The organism is Thalassospiraceae bacterium LMO-JJ14 (genome assembly GCA_021555105.2).
Classification (GTDB): Bacteria; Pseudomonadota; Alphaproteobacteria; order Rhodospirillales; family Casp-alpha2; genus UBA4479.
This window is the reverse complement of sequence record CP134604.1, coordinates 3831355-3849096: the sequence shown is the minus strand read 5'-3', so window position 1 is coordinate 3849096 and position 17742 is coordinate 3831355. Positions and strand designations below refer to the sequence as shown.

Sequence of the window (17742 nt, the reverse complement as noted above, 5' to 3'; positions counted from 1 at the left end):
TCGATCCGGGGGCTGGACAAGCCTGTGATACAGTGGCGTTAAATTAACAAAATCAATGGACAGGTGACCTCGTGACGAACGTACTCAAGAGTTTTCGCCACCGGATATATCTTCTGATCGAAGCCGGCCATCCGGATGACAAGGGGGCGCGGATTTTTGATGCGCTGATGGTCGCCCTTATCGTTTCCAATGTCATCACCGCGGTTCTTGAGACAGAAGCCAGTATTCACGCCGTTTATGGAAATTGGTTTCAGGTTTTTGAAATGCTGACGATCTGCATATTTACCTTTGAGTACCTTCTCAGGATCTGGGTCTCTGTCGAGCACGGACCTGTTGCCAGGCATGGCGCCTTTATCGGTCGTTTGCGCTTTGCGATGGGACCGTATTTATTGATCGATCTCCTGGCGATTGCACCGGTTTACCTGTCGCTACTGTTCCCGGTGGTGGACTTGCGAGTTTTACGGATTTTCCGACTGTTGCGGTTGCTGAAACTGGCCAGATATTCTCCGGCATTGCATACCCTGACGCGTGTCCTGGTTGCCGAGCGGCACGCACTTGGCGCGGCTCTGGTGGTTATGATGGGCTTGTTGGTTCTTTGTTCGACCCTGGTCTTTCATTTTGAGCATGATGTGCAGCCGGAGAAGTTCTCAAGCATCCCTGCGGCGATGTGGTGGGGATTGGCGACTTTGACGACAGTCGGATACGGTGATGTTGTGCCGATTACACTATTCGGCAAGATCATTGGCGGCATGATGATGGTGTTCGGCCTGGGTATGTTCGCGCTGCCGCTCGGCATTGTCGCATCGGCTTTTTCACGCGATATCCATCAACGCGACTTCGTGGTTACTTTCGGGATGGTTGCCAACGTCCCGGCATTTCAGCATCTGTCGCCGAAGGAAATGGAACGGCTGATTCGGCTGTTGAGGGCGCGCAGGATGCCGGCCGGCAGCACGGTCTTCTCGCGCGGAGACATCGGCGATGCCATGTATTTCATTGTCTATGGCAAGGTGGGTGTCGAACTTCCCGGGCATACTATCGAATTGACGGATGGCGATTTCTTCGGCGAGATGGCGCTGCACAAAGAAGCGCCGCGCCGTGCGCGTGTGCACTGTTTAACGGATTGCCGACTTCTAATGCTGGAAAAAGACGATTTTCTCACGCTCGCCAAAAACGATCCGCATTTCAACAACAAGATCGTCGACACGATTAACGCACGTGAAGAAACTTTTGCTGCCAAGCTGAATGCTGATCCGCGTTCGTGAACTTCAGACGAAACGGTGGAGCATTTAAAGGGAGGCGTTTTCAGGCAATTCAAAGCCGAAGTGATAAGCAGAAATGATGTGCTGTATACTGTCCCCGGTGCCCCAAAGCGGCAGGTGCACCAGTTCAAAGGCGAGGTATTCCTTGCCGGGTATCCAGGATATATGGCCACGTGCCATTGACGATGTGCCGGTTGTGTAAACATATGCGTAGCGGCGGCTGACGGCGTAGCGCATGTTCGAGAGTTCATAAGAACTGACCAGTCTTCCGGAACCTTCGAAGCCAAACGCAATTGTGAGGTCGCTACCCCAGAACCGGTTCTTGAAATCACGGCCATCATCAACTGCGTCTTTTATGGCAAGCGATGTCGCAATGTCATAAAGATCCATGAGTTCAAAATCTTGCAACCGCGGGAGGCCATTGCCTTCAGGCATACGCGCGCGCCAGTAATCGATGAGTCTTAATGTTATGGGTGCGCGGCAATCGTCCGCGGTGCCATTGATATAGGCTACAGGCATGATTTGCGGCGCAAGCATGGGCGATCTTTCTTCAGAAAAAATCTATTACTGTTTAGTGCTTCTAAAGAATATCTAAAAACTGCGAGAAGCAAAACAATCTCTGAATCCGTGATGGCTTTTTACGTTGCGTCCCGATTCGATCTGAACCTAGCCGAGGCGGTTGATGCCGTCGAAGGCGGCGGTTTTGTAGCATTCCGCAAATGTCGGATAATTGAAAACCGTATCGATCAGGTAATCGATCGTGCCGCCAAGCGACATGACCGCCTGGCCGATATGGATCAGTTCGCAAGCGCCGTCGCCGATGATATGAACGCCCAGAAGTTTGCGTGTCTCCGGGTCGAAGATAAGCTTTAAAAGCCCCGCCTGATCGCCGACGATCTGGCCGCGGGCAATTTCCCGGTATGAGGCATGCCCGACTTCGTAGGGTGTCCCCGCCTCGGTCAGCTCCTGTTCGTTGCGTCCGACGACTGAAATCTCGGGAATTGTATAAATCCCGTACGGCAATAGATCGGGAAAGCTGTGCGCTTCGACGCCAAAGGCATGACAGGCAGCGAGGCGGCCCTGTTCCATTGATGTCGAGGCGAGACTTGGAAAGCCGATAACATCGCCAACGGCGTAAATATGCTCGACACCGGTTTCGTAATTGGCGTTGACGGGAATACGTCCGCGATCATCGGTGGCAAGCCCGGCGGCTTCAAGATTGAGGGTTTCGGTAGCACCGGTGCGGCCGATGGAATACAGCACCGTTTCCGTGGTGATGTGCTTGCCGCTCTCGAGCGCGATATGTACCGCCTGGCCCTGATCGCCGTCGGTCAGTTCCATGCCGCTGACGCCTTCGCCGAGACGCATGGTCACGCGCTCCTGGCGCATCAGGTGGACGAGGGTGTCGATGATTTCCTCGTCGACGAACGGCAACAGCCGGGTGCGCTTGTCGACAACGGTGACGCGCACGCCGAGGGTCGCGAAGATCGTCGCGTATTCGATGCCGATAACACCCGCACCGACCACGGTCAGGCTTTTCGGCAGGGTTTTGAGCTCAAGGATATCGTCGCTCGTGAATATATGCTCGCCGTCAAAGGCGATGCTGTCGTCACGGGTCGTCGTCGTGCCGACGCCGATGACGACGTTGGCGGCTGTGATCTCGCTGGGCGCACCACCGGCCACGGGGGTCAGCAAAATACGATGCGGATCGATGAACGAGGCCGAGGCCTCGATGATCTGAATGCCGTTGCGCTGCATCTGATGGCGCGCAACATCGACGCCGAGCTGGCGAACATGATTGGCGCGGCCCAGCAGGTCGGCCATGGTGATTTCCTGTTTCACCTTGTACGACGAGCCGTAGATGCTGCGTTCATGATACCCGGACAGATGCATGGTCGCGGCGCGGAGCGTCTTCGAAGGGATGGTGCCGGTGTTCAGACAGACGCCGCCGACGACAGCCTGGCGTTCGGCAAGCCCGACCCGCTTGCCGAGCTTGGCGGCCTGTACCGCCGCACGTTGTCCGGCAGGACCGGACCCGATAACAAACAGATCGAAATCATAGTCGCTCATCGCCGTCTTACCCCGGTCATCCGCTTGTGCCCATTGCTCTGCTTGGCGGAACTATTGGATTTCCCCGGTTTGATGTCTAGGGGAAATGAAGTTTCGCGAGCCAAGATCAGCATGGCTGCAAGAATGGGAGACATGAGCAACCTTAAACAGCAGAGTGCGGTTTTTCTGCAAATTAAAATCAGGAGCAAATAAAAGATACACACCTTGAATTCGACTAACATCGTCGGGGATAGTCGGCTGGGGTTGCCCGGGGATGCCTGTTTAGAATAACGAGCGCTTACGGATCGTGAAGAAGATGCGGATACGGAGAATTCAGGATGATGACATCGCCGCCACGGCGCAGCTTTTTTACTGCGCCGTCCGGCAGGGGGCGGCTGGATACTATGACGACGCGCAAAGGCAAGCCTGGGCGCCCGAGGTGCCGGAACTCGTCCGTTGGCATGACCGGCTTATGGCACAAACGGGGTTTGTCGCTGAATTGGATGGCGCCATTATCGGCTTTATGACGATGACTGCGGTGGGACACATTGATCTTGCCTATGTCGCACCTGCGTATATCGGGAAAGGTGTAGCGAAGGCGCTTTATGATGAGATTGTATGCGAGGCCACCAGTAACGGTCTCTCAAGACTGACATCCGATGCCAGCCATCTTGCCCGCGCATTTTTTGAACGGCAGGGCTGGGTGGTCATCAGACCGCAAACGGTCGTAAGGGATGGTGTTTCGATCCGGAATTTCGTCATGCACAAAGAGCTATAGGCCCTGAGGTCGTCTAGTGTCCTTTAAGGATACTTTCGATGATTTGTTGTACCGAAAGGGCGGCGCGGAAATCCGGTAGTTCATGATCCTCTGCGCGCATGAACCGCGCAAGATGGTCCAGTTGCTGAATGCGGCCGACCTGGCGCGGATCATCGATGCCGGTGTTTGCCGCATGCCAGCCGGCGCCGTCGGAAAGGAATATCGTGTACCAGTCGTCCAGCCGGCAGGATTGCTTTTGTCCCCAGACGGTGAATTCAATCCGGTCAGGTCCGGTACCGCCGACCCCGCCGGCGACTGAAACCGGGATGCCGTTGCACGTCAGTTCGGCCAGGACATGGCTTTCGGCGCTATCCCCGGCAGGGCCATCCGGATAGCGGACGAGGGATCTGCCAAGGCTTGCCGCTCCAAAGACGCTTTCGAGCAAATAAATGAAGTGCGACAGCACTTCGCGTACGTAACCGCCTTGCTGGCGTTTGCCGAGCCATGCTGCCGCTTCCTGCCAGCCGCGCGGCCAGGATGCGAAATGCAGGCGGATATCGATGCCGTCAATGGCGCCGAAAGCGCCGTCGGCTGCCATCTGCTTCAGAAATGCCCGGCTCGGATTGGCGGCAAAGGAAAAATTGACCGCGTTGGGGGCGCCGATACGCTCGATCGTCTCGACCAAGGTGCGGGACTGTTCGATATCGACGCCGAGGGGCTTTTCACAGAAGACCGGTTTACCGGCCTCGGCCGCCGCGACCGCATATGCCGCATGATACGCGGGCGGGCAGGCGATGTAGACGAGATCGGTATCCGGATTGTTGATCAGGGCTTCGGCGCTCGGCGCGTATTCCAGGTCGGGCAGGGCTTGCTGCGGATCGAAAACGGAGACCACGTCGAACGCATCGTGCAATGACATATTGCCCAGCATGCGCTGGCCCATGATTCCCAATCCGATGATGCCAACGCGGTACGTCATAATATGTACTTTCCTTGATGAATTTTCTCGTGCGCCCGGTGCGCGGGCAGATGGATGAAAACGAAATTTAAGTTCCTATGTTAATAGCAGGCATTGAAAGTGATATAAAATGCATAGAAGACAAAATTCCGAGGGAGGGAACTTTATCAATGTCTGTCAATCTGACACCGATACCCGGCGCACTCGGCGTTGAGGCAAAAGGCATCGACCTGGCCGGGGGTGTTTCGGGGGCGGACGCGGACGCCCTGCGCGTCGCATTGCGTGATCGTCTGGTTTTGGTGATCCGCGAACAGGACCTCACCCCGGCGCAGTATGTGCAGGCCATGAGAATTTTCGGCGCCCCCATGCGCCAGCACCTGAGCAAGCTTTTGATGCCGGCGCATCCTGAGATCGCCGTGCTGGACAGCCGTGTCGCCAACACCAAACGGGACGACGGCAAGATCATGCCGATCGGCTCGCGTGACTGGCATACCGACCATACCAATCATGCACGGCCGCCGAAAATGACAGCACTTTATGCCGTCAAACTGCCGCGCGAAGGCGGCGACACCGGCTTCGCCAACATGCAGGCGGCTTATGCGTCACTGAGTCCGGACGAGCAGGCGGCGCTGGCAAAGCTCAGAACCGTCAACAGCATCGAACAGGATGTCGGTTATGTTGATGACAAGGCGCGAACCGAATTCGGCGCGCCGCAAGTCCACCCTTTTATCCGTACGCACCCGGAGACGGGGAACAAGGCGATCTACGTCCATCCCGGCAAGCTGGCCCACTTCGAAGGTTGGGGCGAGGACGAAAGCCGCGCGTTCACCAACGATCTGCTGGCGCGTGTGCTGACGCCGGAAGTCACTTATCGGCACCGATGGCAGCCGGGCGATCTAGTCGTCTGGGACAATCGTGCCCTGCTGCATGTCGCGCATACGGATTATGACCCCGCCGAAGGGCGCATCCTGCACCGCATGTGCCTGGAAGGGGACGAGCCGTTCTGATAGGGGGATGGCCAAAAGCCGACCCTTGGGATGTAATATACCCCCCTATTCAGCATGAACCGCTATACTTGTAATGAGGTTGCTGCCGGATCGCGCTACTCTGGCAAGGGCGCCGTTGCACGTGCCATGAACGAATATGAAATCAGGATCGAAGATGACGGACCACGATCAGGAAAAATTCTCGTTGGGAAGCGTTGCCGTCTCTTCCGTCCATATACCACTCGCTGATATCATGGGCAGTGATTGCCGGGAAATTTATGACCACTGGAATGCGATCAGGGGCGAACGCTTTGCCCCCGATTGGGCAGAGTTCGATATGATCAGCCTGCCCGCCGACTTGATCAGATATACCCATGTCGTCGATATATCGGCAGACCCTTTCGATGTCACGTTTCGCTTCTGGGGGACGGGCCTTACCGATGTTCTGTACTTCGACAGAACCGGGCAATCGTTGTTGAACACTAACATGGGGTATCTGGACGAGCGACGGCGCGAGCAGGTGCTGGCGGACTATAAAACCGTCATCGAGTCGCGCCAGCCGATGCCGTTTTTATGGGATGCATCGGCAACGCGCAGGTACGCGCGCAGGCTGATCGTGCCAAGTATCCGCCTGCCTCTTTCCTCGGACAACGAGAACGTCACCAACATCGTCACCCATTTCGATTTCGCCTCCCAGAAAAGCCAGCTTTGGGAAGAAATGTTCGATGTGCACAATCGTGGGAGAGTCTAGGCGGGGCGTCTGCGGAAGCTATAACATCTCAAGATGCGACGGCCCGTCCGGCGGTGCGAACGCGGCGTTCAGGAGCGCGTGATCTTCGGCATCGAGCTCGATATCCAGCGCCGCCATGTTCTGATCAATGTGGGCATGGTTGACGGCCTTTGGGATTGCAATGACATTGTCCTGTGCCAGCACCCAGGCCAAGGCGATCTGTAAATCGCTGACGCCGTATCTGGCGGCGATCCGGGCAAGCACCGGATCTCCCTGAAGCCGCCCCTGCTCGAGCGGTGAATAGGCCATCACCGGCACGCCGTGGTTACGGCAGAACGGCAGCAAATCCCACTCCGGACCGCGCCGGCTCAGGTTGTAAAGAATCTGATTGCAGGCCAACGCCTTGCCGCCCTTGCAATAGAGCCATTCCTCCATGTCGCGTTTGTCGAAATTCGAAACGCCGAAGTGGCGAATTTTCCCGGCTGATTGCAGCTCTTCGAACGCCTCGATGGTTTCCAGAAACGGGGCCGCGCCGCGCCAGTGTAATAGGTACATGTCAATATAGTCGGTGCCGAGCCGGACAAGGCTGCGCTCGCACGCGCGGATCACATCATCATGATGTGCGTTGCTCGGCAGCACCTTGGAGACAATGAAGATGTCCGCACGCGGAATGCCGGCACTTGCGAGCGCTGCACCTACAACCTCTTCTGCACCGCCGTTGCCGTACATTTCCGCGGTATCGATCAAGCGGATCCCGCGTTCCATGGCGTGCCGCACGGCGGCGGCTTCACGGTCGAACTGGGATTTCGATTCTCCCATGTACCATGTGCCGAGGCCGAGTTTCGGAAACAGATCGCCACCGGGGAGAGTGATGTTTCGCATGTCAAACCTCTGCTGTGGACGACCGCTCAATTCGGCAGCTGGTTGAACTCGGGCAGGTCGTGCAGGCAATCGTCCCAGTTTGCCCGGTCCTTGCAATAGATATGGCCGACAGGACGAAGACCGACCGGCGTATCGAGGCTGCCGGCCGGCACGATCACCATGCTGCCGTCCGGCGTTTTGCGGGCCAGCGCGCCACCGCATTCGGTGCAGAAGCTTTTCGCGTGCCGCGCGCCCGGTATCCGGTAGGTATGGATATTGTCTTCTCCCGAAAGCCAGGTCAGGGCTGCCGTCGATGAAAACAGGTTCGATGCGTGCGCAGACCCGGTGCTCTTGCGGCAGCGCTGGCAATGACAGAGGAAGAAGCGTTTGAAGTCGCCTTTGATTTCGAATTTAACTGCGCCGCAAAGGCACGATCCAAGATGCGTGGTGCTCATGTAATAATTCCCGATATCAAGCGTCCGCCATGGTGCGTTTGCGTTGCGGGCAAGGCTTTTGCGTTTTGTTGATGGGATCGAATTCGGAGCGGTTCAAACTCGCGGGCGCAATGCCGTAAACATGCAGCGACAGTGAAGGGACGTCTCCGTCATTTCTGACACCATGGATATCGTCCGGCAGAAAACTGACAAGGGCGCCGCGGGTGACATCGGTTTCCCTGGCGATCTCAAGATCGGCAAAGCCCGGTTTGGATCCGTCGTCCCGCCGCCGCCAGTCGACATTGACCTCGACGCCGTCGATGCCGACCACGACGCCCCAGGTCTGATGGTCGTGCGGCGCAACACCGCGCCCCGGGAGCCAGCAGATGACCTGCACAAGCAGCGCGTGGTCCGGCTCTTCATTGAGAATGGTAATCCCGAACCCCTGATCCTCATCGCAAAGATAGTATTCCGGTTTTACCCACGAGATATCGGCCGCCATTTTTTTAATAATCGGCGAAGCGTGTTCTATGGCGGCGGCAGGATCGCCGATGCCCGCTGTTGCGGTCTTGAGGTCGCTAACGAGATTAGAAATTACAGTGTCGCGCACATTCATGCTCCCTGATTCCTTTGTGCCATGATCTGAAATTAGCACATTTGGGAACGGAATATAAATACGCAGCGCACCTAAATGGTCCGTTGTCTGTTGATCGGTTCGCCGACCGGTAGAGAATTGTCAGTTTTCCCTTTCGGCGTGATACTGTGCATCAGATAGTTTTCATATTTGGTATTTATGTGCAACGGAGGGTGTGATGTCCATTAAGCAAATGGCCGAGGAGACGGCGAAGGAAGTTTTAACTTCGCTGGGGAGCGATGTCGATAAATCAGACGATGTTTCGCGTATAATCGAGAATGCCTTGTTGACGGTCCTGCGTGAGGCGCGTGCCGGGTGCGTTGACGTCGTTCAGGTTTGTTGCAGCGCCGATCTGGATTTGGCCCATAAAATAGCCGCCGAGCTTAGGCAAAAAGAACAGGCCCTGATCGCGAACCTCTGCAGCTTGCGTTGAGTTCACGGATAACAGTGCCGAACAGGTTCGGCTGCTGCTTGATCGTTCTGAAAGATGTGGCGTAGCATAGGTTTCGACGTTGATAGAGAGAGGATCGTGCCGTGAAGCATCTATGTTTTGCCGTTGCCGTCTTCGTACTTTGTGAGATCGCGCTCAGCGAACGTGCCGTGGCCGCCGAGGCCGGTCAGACGCAAACCCCATCGCCCGTACCCTTCGAGCCACAAGAATACAGCCCGCCGCTTGGTGGTGATTCCTGTTCGACACCGACGCCGATCTCCTGAGCAACGATACGCTTATCGGGAGCCTCTTAATTTTTGCGCTAACAGTGCCCACGCTTCAATCGCCGCAGTGATCATCTGGATGGCTTCCTTTGGCGGGCTCGCTTTGGCACGTTCTAGAAAAGCGGAGATATCCTGGATTGTTGATGCGGCCATCGCTTGATGGGCGAGCGCCGACCATTTGTGTATCGCGGCGGTCCGGGTGTCGCCTTCCGCCTCGGCTATGGTTTGCGCCGCAAGGTGCTTGAAGCGCGCGTCGATCATCAGTGCGGCGGTTTGGCGGGCCGCGTTCATGTCGCCGGTCGACGCCCGTGCGCGGGCGATCTGGAGCAAGGCAAACTGGCGCTGGGTTGAATCCGCCATCGTGCCGGCTTGGGCGAAGCCCTCGTCAAGTATTGCAGCGGCTTTTTCCTTCAGCCACGGTTGGCCGGCCTTAAATGAAGCGACCGCGATTGCTGCATTGGCGGCGATCCGGTGCGCAGCCGCGGCCTCCGATATTCTCTCGGCCGTTTGCCCGGCGCCGGCCAGATCGTCCGCTTCGGCTTGCAGGGCGGCAATGCGCGAAAAAGCGAAATCCTGTTCTTCGCCCGCACCGATGGTTTCCGCTGTCTGGACGGCCGCCGCGAACTCGGACCGAAGGGCTTCGTGCACGGCGATTTCGGCGAGGGTCCAGCGCCGTACGGGAAGACGCGAGATCGCTCGTGCGATGGACTTTGCCGCAGCCAAGTCGCCTTTTTTGGCTTGGGCGGCGGCGACACGGGCACGTGCCCAATCAGACTTTGATCCGGGCTGGAGGCTCGCCAAGCCGAGCAACGCCTGCTGCAGATTGCCGGTGACCGCTTGGGCGCCGATGATTTGCGACGTGGCGGCAGCTCTGGACTGGGCGTTCAACTGCTGAGAGACGGCCCGCACCGTTTCGAGCATGTCGACGATCAACGTCTCGACGTCGATTTCCAGGTCCGTGACCCGTGCCCGGACTTTAGCCGCGTTAGCGGCGTTCGGCGCAGCTTCGAGGTATGCACGGTACCAGGCGGCCGCGATAATGTGGCGGCCAGCTGCACGGTCGTTCGCCAGGGCCAGGTTGAACAATATGATCGGGTCGGACGGGGCCAGTTCCTGGGCGTCCCCGAAATAGCGGATGGCAAGTGACCAGCGTTCACGCTGCGCCATCTCGAATCCGCGATTGAGTGCTTCCTCTGCGGCTGGCGGACGCGCCGTCGACTGCGCGCGGCCTTCGACGGGTGCAGCAAAAATGAAGACGCCGACAAGGAGGGCTATCCAAAAAGCGTTCATCTTGTCCCACCTTTCGATATAATCCGACTATACCACAGGTTTTGGATTCTCCATCAATGTCGGTGTGCCGCGGAATAAAAAGTTTGTCGATCATAAGCCTCCTTGCACTGGGGGGCTGCCAGATGTGGATTGCCGGTCATTCCGACGATCACGGTCTCGTCGTGCACGGCGCCGGAACGGCTAATCCACCGGCCCGCACCAGCACATTCAGTCTGGCGATCGACGGAACCGACGTGACCTGCAAGGGCGAAAGCCACGCCAACCCCGATGGCTCGCAAACGGATGTCGTCAACATTACGTGCGACGACGGGCGCGTCGGCGAGGGAACGAGCCACGTGGTTTCCGTTGACGTCGGCGAAGGCAATGGCTCCGACAGTTGCGGCAACGGCTTTTATCTGACGTTCAGTACCAATAAGACGTACATTGACGACAAACTCGAAGAGTTTCGCAAGATGTCGCAGGCGTCGGGGAACGCCGGCAATGACAAGTGCGAGATCCCGGGCGCATTGCCGCCGCATACCGATCCGCTGATTTAGACATGCACGCGGCTATCGCGCCGATGAGAAATCCATCAATCCCTGAAGATAGTTGATGTAGTCCACAAGCCCGGCGTTGCCGGGTTCGTACATCTGCGCCTCGCGGGCGTCGGCGATGGCGGTCTGTATGTCGCCCGCCAGTAGCGCCTTGTCGGCATGATCGATCAGTTGCGCGGTCGTGGCGCTGACCTGCCTCGGCGCGTTATCCGATCGAATGCCGTAAGGATGGTTCTGCTCAAGGTTTGCGTAGCCCTGACCAAACGTCTTTTGCTCGGCGTCGAGAAGCCCCCGTGTCTTGAAGTATTGCGCGCGCAGACCCCGGTCGTCCGGCGCTAAACGGGCGGCCTCGTCGAGCTTCTGCAGGGCCGCCGGGTAGTCCCGCGCTGCCGTTAACGTGTCGGCGTCGCGCACCAGCATCATGGGCTTGATCGGCAGGTCGCTCTCGCGGCCGGATACAAGGCGCATCATGGCTTCATCGTGCGGATCGAACGTGCGGATCGCGCTGAGTCGCACCGGGACCGCGCCGTCATTGGGTGCGCGTTTTCCGGCTGCCCGCAGCAACATTTCCGCTTCTGCGTAACTGCCGCGCCGTACGGCATCGCGGGCCTGGTTTTTGTACGCATCGGCTTCTTTGACCAAAATCAGATGAGTCGCTTGCAGAAGCTCGCCGATTTCGGCTTGCGAAGGGTCCTCCCAATAGGCGCGGCCCAGAACGCCGCGCGCGTCGAGGAATTTGCCTTCGCGGATCAGTTGGCGACCCTTCTCTTCGAGCTCGGCGACATGAGGCGTTGGCGGCGGCGGCCGGTCGTCGTGGGTTTTGGTGAGTGCGCGGATCCGGTCGAGTTCGTCAATCGCGTCCGAGATATTCTCGTCTTTGGGATAGCGCTTTTGCAATCCGCGCAGATAGCCCCGGCTCTTGTCCCAGTCCCGGCCGCCGAAGGCCAGCGCATCGAGCAGCATGGCCGCCATGGGGCTTGCCGCGTCCGGGTGTGCCGAAGCATTTGCGGGGGCCGCCGCAGGAACGTCGCCGATCACCGCGTCCGGGGACAGGAATTGCAGCTCGCCTTCGTTGTTCGCCACCTGAAGGTCCCCGGTTCTGGACGCTCCGGGTGCGGGATCGGGTTCCGGGCCAGGGCTCGGGCGTGGGGCTGGCGCGGCGTCTTGTCCACCCGGCCGGATGAACGCCAGGCCATTTTCATCGGGCGTCTGGTCGCGTAAATCGACCGGCGGCGGGGCCTCCCCACCCTGGCCGAAAAAGGCGGTTCCCTTCGGCGTCAGAAAGTCGAGCTCGTTTTTCGCGCCTGTGGCGGCCGGTGCCGTGGCCGGGGCCTTCAGCTTATCGGACAGGCGGCCGATGATCTGATTGATCCGCTGGTGACGTTCGCGTTCCGCTTGGCGGCGCGCCTCGGCACGGCCGGAGCGCTCGTCCTCGGCCCAGGCCAGATTCTTGCGGATCACGGGATCATCGGAATACCCGAGCGCGTTTTGGAAACTGCTGACGGCGGCCGTCCAGTTGCCCTTGTTGGCATAGGCGATGCCCGCGTTATTGAGGTTGAGGGCCGCCTGCCGCCGCCGGCGCAGCTCAAGGCCCCGTTGATACCCGGCCCAGAAATTGCTCATCAGGCCCTGCATCGTGTTCGCCATCATCTGGTTCATGAATTGCTGATGCTGGTAATAGGCGCTTGCGCCGCCACTGCGGCTGCCACTGTTGCCGCATGTGATTCCGCTTGAGCTTTGCACGCACCCGACCACCCCCCGCGCCCGGTTGGCGGCGGTATCGGGAAGGACCTGTGCCGAGACTTTGACTGTGTAGAGACACGCAACCGAAAGAATCAACACCGGGAGTATCTGATTTCGGGCCATGGCAAGGGCCTCGTCCGCTTTGACAGGAACATTTTAGCAGAATTTTGGTGATTCAGCCATGCATCACTTCAGCGCTTAGATGCGGATGCGAGCTATACAGGGCGCTGCGTTCAGCAATACCAGACCTCTCCCGGCAGCACGCGGGCGGCTTGCTCTAGATACGCCCAAAGTGAAGCGGCATTGTGGGGTTAATAGACGCCCGCGTAAGGCGACAAAAAGATCTGAATTTTTCCCGGCCGTTGCCGGTTCCTCAAATCTGTGGGAGATATTCAGTAAATCAATTTTCAGTTCGGCTCGTTTCGAGCCGGCATCCGGCAGTAATGACGCAATATGCAAAACTATTTTCAACGCTGGCAGGCGCTGTCCGGCAACATTCGCGGCTCGATCATCGTTCTGATCGCGTCACTGGTTTCCGTGATCATGTCTTCTCTGATCAAGCAGGTGGGCCAGACGATTCCGGTCATAGAAATCCTGTTCGTGCGTCAGATCCTGGTACTGATCATCATCTCTCCGGTGATTTTCAAAAACCGTGCAACGGTGTTCAAGTCCAACATTTATGGCATGCATTTCCTGCGTGCGTCGCTCTCGATCTTCGCCATGTATCTAGGGTTTTCCGCGGTCGTCAACATGCCGCTCGCCGAAGTGACGGCGATTTCCTTTGCACGCATCCTGTTCACCACCATTCTGGCCATCATATTCCTGAACGAGGTCATCGGCCTGCGCCGGTGGACCAGCATCATCATCGGCTTTGTCGGCGTGCTGGTGATCATCCGGCCCGACCCGGACAATATTAATATCTATGCCCTGATGGCGGTCACCTCGGCTCTGTTCGTGTCCGCCGTTCAGATCATTCTGCGCAAGCTGTCACAAATCGATAAACCGTCGACCATCCTGGTCTTTCATTCCGTCACTATTACCCTTGTCATGGCTATCCCGGCCTATATCCAGTGGATCATGCCGAGCATCGATGAAATGATTTTTATCGTCATGATCGGCTCGTTGATGTCGCTGATGCAATGGATGTTCATCCAGGCTCTGAAGGTCGGGGAGGCAGCGGCAATTGCGCCGATGGAATACGTACGCCTGCTCTATGCCGGGATCATCGGGATCGTTTTCTTTGCCGAGACGCCGACCGTCTGGACCCTGTCAGGTGCCGGGATCATCGTCGCCAGTACGCTCTATACGATGCGCCGCAATACCCTCAAAAGCACGCCAAAATAGGATAGCGGGATACCTATGCCTCGGGAGAGGCCGCCGGAGGCGGTTTTAACAGTGCCGTCGACGGCTTAGCACTATTTTAAATTCAAGGACCACGGCAGACCCTTTCGGGTGGGGTGTCAGGCTTTGCATAATATAGTAATCAGTATACATAAACGGCGTCGAACAGAGACTTAAGCAGGGTACAATAATGAGTTGGTTGGAAATTCTGGGGTACATCGCTTCAGGCGCAGTGTTTGTCACGTTCTGGATGAAAACGATCATACCGCTTCGGCTCGTCGCCCTTGCCGGCAATGCTTTGTACTTAGGTTATGGGATCAATTCAGAGCTTGGGAATATCATCCTGCTGCATGGTTCGCTGTTGCCGCTGAACCTGTTCCGGTTATACCAGGCGGTGATGCTTAGAAAGCGGCTGCACGAAATGGCGCATTCGGCTTTTGATCCCGGATCGTTGCTCCCTTTTATGTCACCGGTCGAGCGAAGCGTCGGTAGCTTTCTCTTTCAGCGTGGGGACAACGCGAGAGACATTTTTTATCTGATGGATGGCACATTGCGGATCGAGGAACTCAATCTTCAGATACAAGCCGGCCAGCTCGTCGGTGAGATCGCCATGTTCGCGCCGGACAAGACCCGGACACAAACAATCAAGTGCGAGACAGACTGTAAACTGATGCGCATTACCGAAGATAAAACGCTCCAGCTGTATGCTGAAAATCCGGAATTCGGTCTCTATGTGACGAAAATGATGGTCGCGCGCCTGCTCGAAAATGCGCAGACATCCAATCGCGCAATCCCGGCGGCGCCTGCGTGAATACGTCCCACATCTTTCCATCTATCCAAGCTCTGCAAATGAGCCTATAGGAAGCGTGTGCAATAGTGATGCAGGCTGATGCAGGCGCTTTGAATGTCTCAAACAACAACGGCTTCTCAGGTTCCGCCCGGTCCGGGTGGCGGGAAACCGCCGCGCCATTGGGTCGTCATCGAGGATGCTTTCTCACGCTATGAATGTGAACGCCTAAAGGCTGCATTTCAGGAATTGGATGCTCAAGAGGGCGGGTTGGTCGCGGGACGATTCGACCAGAAAGTGCGCCAGTCGGCCCTCGTGTGGTTGCCGGAAGAGGACGCGTTTGAATGGGTGGTGCAACGCATGACCCGTTTGGCGGGTGACGCCAACCGGGATGTTTTCCGATACGTGATCGACGGTTTTGAAGAACAGCTGCAGCTCGCGTGTTACGGCCCCGGTCACTATTACAACTGGCATATCGACCGTGGCCGTGGCGCTGTCGCCGGGCGGCGCAAGTTGACCTTGTCCGTACAGCTGACCGATCCGGAAGAATATGTGGGCGGCGAACTCGAACTGAACGCCGACGGGCATCCCTTTCAGGCCCCCGTCGATCAGGGGGCGATGATCGTGTTCCCGGCGCATACGCTGCACTGCGTGGCTCCGGTGGTGTCAGGAAATAGGCTTTCACTGGTAACCTGGATACACGGCCCGGACTTCATCTGATCGGCTTGTACCTGAATAAGCCGCGCCGTGTTTCGGTTGCGAAGCCGGGGGTAGCGACAGTTGCATAAACGGATCTGTCATTCCCGCACTTGCCTCCGCGAATTTAGGTTCCTGCCTGAATTCAGCGCGGCAAGCGTCAATCCAAATGTCCGGAACCCTGATTGTCACCAAGGTGACGAGAAAGCCTATCTCGTCAGCGGCTTGTACTTGATGCGGTGCGGTTCGAGTGCGTCGTCGCCGAGGCGACGTTTCTTGTCGGCTTCGTAATCCTCGTAGTTGCCCTCGAACCATTCGACGTGGCTGTCGCCTTCGAAGGCGAGAATGTGCGTCGCCAGACGGTCGAGGAACCAGCGATCGTGCGACGTGATCAGTACGCAGCCGGCGAAATCGGCGATGGCTTCTTCGAGCGCACGCAGCGTGTCGATATCCAGATCGTTGGTCGGCTCATCGAGCATGAGGACGTTGGCGCCGGATTTGAGCATGTTCGCCAGATGCACGCGGTTGCGTTCACCGCCTGAGAGTTGTCCGACTTTCTTTTGCTGGTCGCCGCCCTTGAAGTTGAACTGTGCGACATAGGCGCGGGACTGCATCTTGCGTTTGCCGAGGTCGATCTCGTCGAGACCGCCGGAGATTTCCTCCCACACCGTCTTGTTGTCGTTCAAGGCATCCCGCGACTGATCGACATAGCCGAGTTTGACCGTATCACCGATGCGGATGTCGCCGCCGTCGGGTTTTTCCTGCTCGGTGATCAGCTTGAACAGCGTCGTCTTGCCGGCACCGTTCGGCCCGATGATCCCAACGATGGCGCCGGGCGGGATTTTGAATGAAAGGGCATCGATCAGAAGATGATTGCCGAAGCCCTTGCGAAGGTCGCTGGCTTCTATCACCAGTCCGCCGAGACGCGGCGCGGCGGGTATGACGATCTGTGCCGAACCCGGTGCGATGTCCTGTGACTTGGCCAGCAAATCCTCGTACGCGGTGATACGCGCCTTGGACTTCGCTTGGCGGGCACGGGGGCTCTGACGAATCCATTCAAGTTCTTCCGACAGCGTACGCTGGCGGGCAGATTCTTCACGTTCTTCCTGGGCCAGGCGTTTCTGTTTCTGTTCCAGCCAGGACGAGTAATTGCCTTCATACGGAATGCCGCGGCCGCGGTCGATTTCGAGTATCCAGCCCGTGACGTTATCGAGGAAATAACGGTCGTGCGTCACCATGACGACGGTCCCGGCATAGGCCGAAAGGTGGTGCTGTAACCACGCCACGGATTCCGCATCCAGGTGGTTGGTCGGCTCATCGAGCAACAGCATTTCCGGCTTTTGCAGCAGAAGCCGGCACAGCGCGACACGGCGGCGTTCGCCACCCGACAGTTTGTCGACGGCACTGTCGGCGGGCGGGCAGCGAAGCGCGTCCATGGCGATCTCGACGGTGCGGTCCAGATCCCAGCCGTCGACGGCATCGATCTGTTCCTGCAGTTCGGCCTGTTCGGCGATGACGGCGTTCATTTCATCGTCGTCCATCGGTTCGGCGAACTTGGCGGAGATTTCGTTGAAGCGGTCGAGCAGATCTTTCACGCCGCCGAGGCCGTCCGTCACGTTTTCGCCGACGGTCTTGGTCGGGTCGAGGTGTGGTTCCTGTTCCAGATAACCGACGCGCACGCCCTTGGCGGCCCAGGCTTCGCCGGTGAATTCGGTATCGATCCCGGCCATGATCTTCATCAGTGTCGATTTCCCGGCACCGTTCGGGCCGAGTACGCCGATCTTGGCGTCCGGGAGAAACGAAAGGGTGATGTTCTTGAGGATTTCCTTGCCGCCCGGGAACGTCTTGGAAACGCCCTGCATGACATACGAATACTGATAACTGGCCATCTGCGGTCTGCCCCTTGAAAACGTGTCTGGATTTGGCGTTGTGATATCGTTTTCGGCCGCATTAGGCAACGCCTGTAAGTG

19 protein-coding genes are annotated in these 17742 nt (G+C 57.7%); 10 read left to right on the top strand and 9 right to left on the bottom strand.

Features of this window, described 5'->3' with window-relative positions; translation table 11 throughout:
- The first annotated feature begins 71 nt into the window (after positions 1–71).
- Complete coding sequence (locus tag L2D14_18225; GenBank protein WNJ99782.1) at positions 72–1262, top strand: cyclic nucleotide-gated ion channel; 1191 nt, start codon at positions 72–74, stop codon at positions 1260–1262.
- Between the two features lie 24 nt (positions 1263–1286).
- On the opposite strand, the gene L2D14_18220 is transcribed toward L2D14_18225, so the two are convergent.
- Together L2D14_18220 and sthA are read right to left on the bottom strand one after the other, a co-directional pair.
- Positions 1287–1796 carry a hypothetical protein gene (locus tag L2D14_18220; GenBank protein WNJ99781.1) on the bottom strand — a complete coding sequence of 170 codons (510 nt, stop codon included), beginning with the start codon at positions 1794–1796 and terminating at the stop codon, positions 1287–1289.
- Positions 1797–1925: 129 nt separating this feature from the next.
- On the bottom strand, positions 1926–3329 hold the full coding sequence (gene sthA / locus L2D14_18215; GenBank protein WNJ99780.1) for a Si-specific NAD(P)(+) transhydrogenase: 1404 nt from the start codon (positions 3327–3329) through the stop codon (positions 1926–1928).
- Positions 3330–3624: 295 nt separating this feature from the next.
- Here sthA and L2D14_18210 point away from each other — a divergent pair, with 295 nt between their 5' ends.
- Positions 3625–4086: a GNAT family N-acetyltransferase gene (locus L2D14_18210; GenBank protein WNK01706.1), complete on the top strand. Its 462-nt coding sequence runs from the start codon at positions 3625–3627 to the stop codon at positions 4084–4086.
- Between the two features lie 13 nt (positions 4087–4099).
- Here L2D14_18210 and L2D14_18205 read toward each other — a convergent pair whose 3' ends face one another.
- Positions 4100–5044, bottom strand: a complete 945-nt coding sequence (locus L2D14_18205; protein ID WNJ99779.1) for a Gfo/Idh/MocA family oxidoreductase — start codon at positions 5042–5044, stop codon at positions 4100–4102.
- Between the two features lie 149 nt (positions 5045–5193).
- Between L2D14_18205 and L2D14_18200 the strand changes: the two genes are divergently transcribed.
- Together L2D14_18200 and L2D14_18195 are read left to right on the top strand one after the other, a co-directional pair.
- Positions 5194–6030: a TauD/TfdA family dioxygenase gene (locus L2D14_18200; GenBank protein WNJ99778.1), complete on the top strand. Its 837-nt coding sequence runs from the start codon at positions 5194–5196 to the stop codon at positions 6028–6030.
- A gap of 154 nt (positions 6031–6184) precedes the next feature.
- Positions 6185–6760 carry a PAS domain-containing protein gene (locus L2D14_18195; GenBank protein WNJ99777.1) on the top strand — a complete coding sequence of 192 codons (576 nt, stop codon included), beginning with the start codon at positions 6185–6187 and terminating at the stop codon, positions 6758–6760.
- A gap of 18 nt (positions 6761–6778) precedes the next feature.
- On the opposite strand, the gene L2D14_18190 is transcribed toward L2D14_18195, so the two are convergent.
- Genes L2D14_18190 through L2D14_18180 form a run of 3 tightly spaced genes read right to left on the bottom strand, consistent with a single transcriptional unit; the run spans position 6779 to position 8644 of the window.
- Complete coding sequence (locus L2D14_18190; protein ID WNJ99776.1) at positions 6779–7621, bottom strand: aldo/keto reductase; 843 nt, start codon at positions 7619–7621, stop codon at positions 6779–6781.
- Between the two features lie 26 nt (positions 7622–7647).
- Positions 7648–8055: a GFA family protein gene (locus L2D14_18185; protein WNJ99775.1), complete on the bottom strand. Its 408-nt coding sequence runs from the start codon at positions 8053–8055 to the stop codon at positions 7648–7650.
- Between the two features lie 16 nt (positions 8056–8071).
- Entirely contained in the window at positions 8072–8644 is a 573-nt protein-coding gene (locus tag L2D14_18180; protein WNJ99774.1) for a cysteine dioxygenase family protein, read from the bottom strand.
- A 202-nt stretch (positions 8645–8846) separates the two neighbouring features.
- Between L2D14_18180 and L2D14_18175 the strand changes: the two genes are divergently transcribed.
- Both L2D14_18175 and L2D14_18170 read left to right on the top strand, forming a co-directional pair.
- Positions 8847–9101, top strand: coding sequence for a hypothetical protein (locus tag L2D14_18175; protein ID WNJ99773.1), 255 nt, complete (start codon positions 8847–8849; stop codon positions 9099–9101).
- Between the two features lie 101 nt (positions 9102–9202).
- Positions 9203–9382 carry a hypothetical protein gene (locus L2D14_18170; protein WNJ99772.1) on the top strand — a complete coding sequence of 60 codons (180 nt, stop codon included), beginning with the start codon at positions 9203–9205 and terminating at the stop codon, positions 9380–9382.
- Between the two features lie 12 nt (positions 9383–9394).
- Here the strand turns inward: L2D14_18170 and L2D14_18165 are convergent, their stop codons facing one another.
- The gene (locus L2D14_18165; GenBank protein ID WNJ99771.1) at positions 9395–10672 is read right to left on the bottom strand and encodes a hypothetical protein; all 1278 of its coding nucleotides are present in this window, start codon (positions 10670–10672) and stop codon (positions 9395–9397) included.
- An 83-nt stretch (positions 10673–10755) separates the two neighbouring features.
- Between L2D14_18165 and L2D14_18160 the strand changes: the two genes are divergently transcribed.
- Complete coding sequence (locus L2D14_18160) at positions 10756–11208, top strand: hypothetical protein (protein ID WNJ99770.1); 453 nt, start codon at positions 10756–10758, stop codon at positions 11206–11208.
- Positions 11209–11220: 12 nt separating this feature from the next.
- Here L2D14_18160 and L2D14_18155 read toward each other — a convergent pair whose 3' ends face one another.
- A complete protein-coding gene (locus L2D14_18155; GenBank protein WNJ99769.1) occupies positions 11221–12948 on the bottom strand; it encodes a hypothetical protein in 1728 nt (575 codons plus the stop codon).
- Between the two features lie 453 nt (positions 12949–13401).
- Between L2D14_18155 and L2D14_18150 the strand changes: the two genes are divergently transcribed.
- From L2D14_18150 to L2D14_18140, 3 genes are all read left to right on the top strand, one after another.
- Positions 13402–14292, top strand: a complete 891-nt coding sequence (locus L2D14_18150; protein ID WNJ99768.1) for a DMT family transporter — start codon at positions 13402–13404, stop codon at positions 14290–14292.
- A 187-nt stretch (positions 14293–14479) separates the two neighbouring features.
- The gene (locus L2D14_18145) at positions 14480–15100 is read left to right on the top strand and encodes a cyclic nucleotide-binding domain-containing protein (GenBank protein ID WNJ99767.1); all 621 of its coding nucleotides are present in this window, start codon (positions 14480–14482) and stop codon (positions 15098–15100) included.
- A 93-nt stretch (positions 15101–15193) separates the two neighbouring features.
- Positions 15194–15796, top strand: a complete 603-nt coding sequence (locus L2D14_18140) for a 2OG-Fe(II) oxygenase (protein WNJ99766.1) — start codon at positions 15194–15196, stop codon at positions 15794–15796.
- A gap of 185 nt (positions 15797–15981) precedes the next feature.
- Here L2D14_18140 and ettA read toward each other — a convergent pair whose 3' ends face one another.
- Positions 15982–17661 (bottom strand): energy-dependent translational throttle protein EttA, encoded by a 1680-nt coding sequence (ettA, locus tag L2D14_18135; GenBank protein ID WNJ99765.1) that lies wholly within the window; start codon positions 17659–17661, stop codon positions 15982–15984.
- Positions 17662–17742 lie beyond the last annotated feature (81 nt).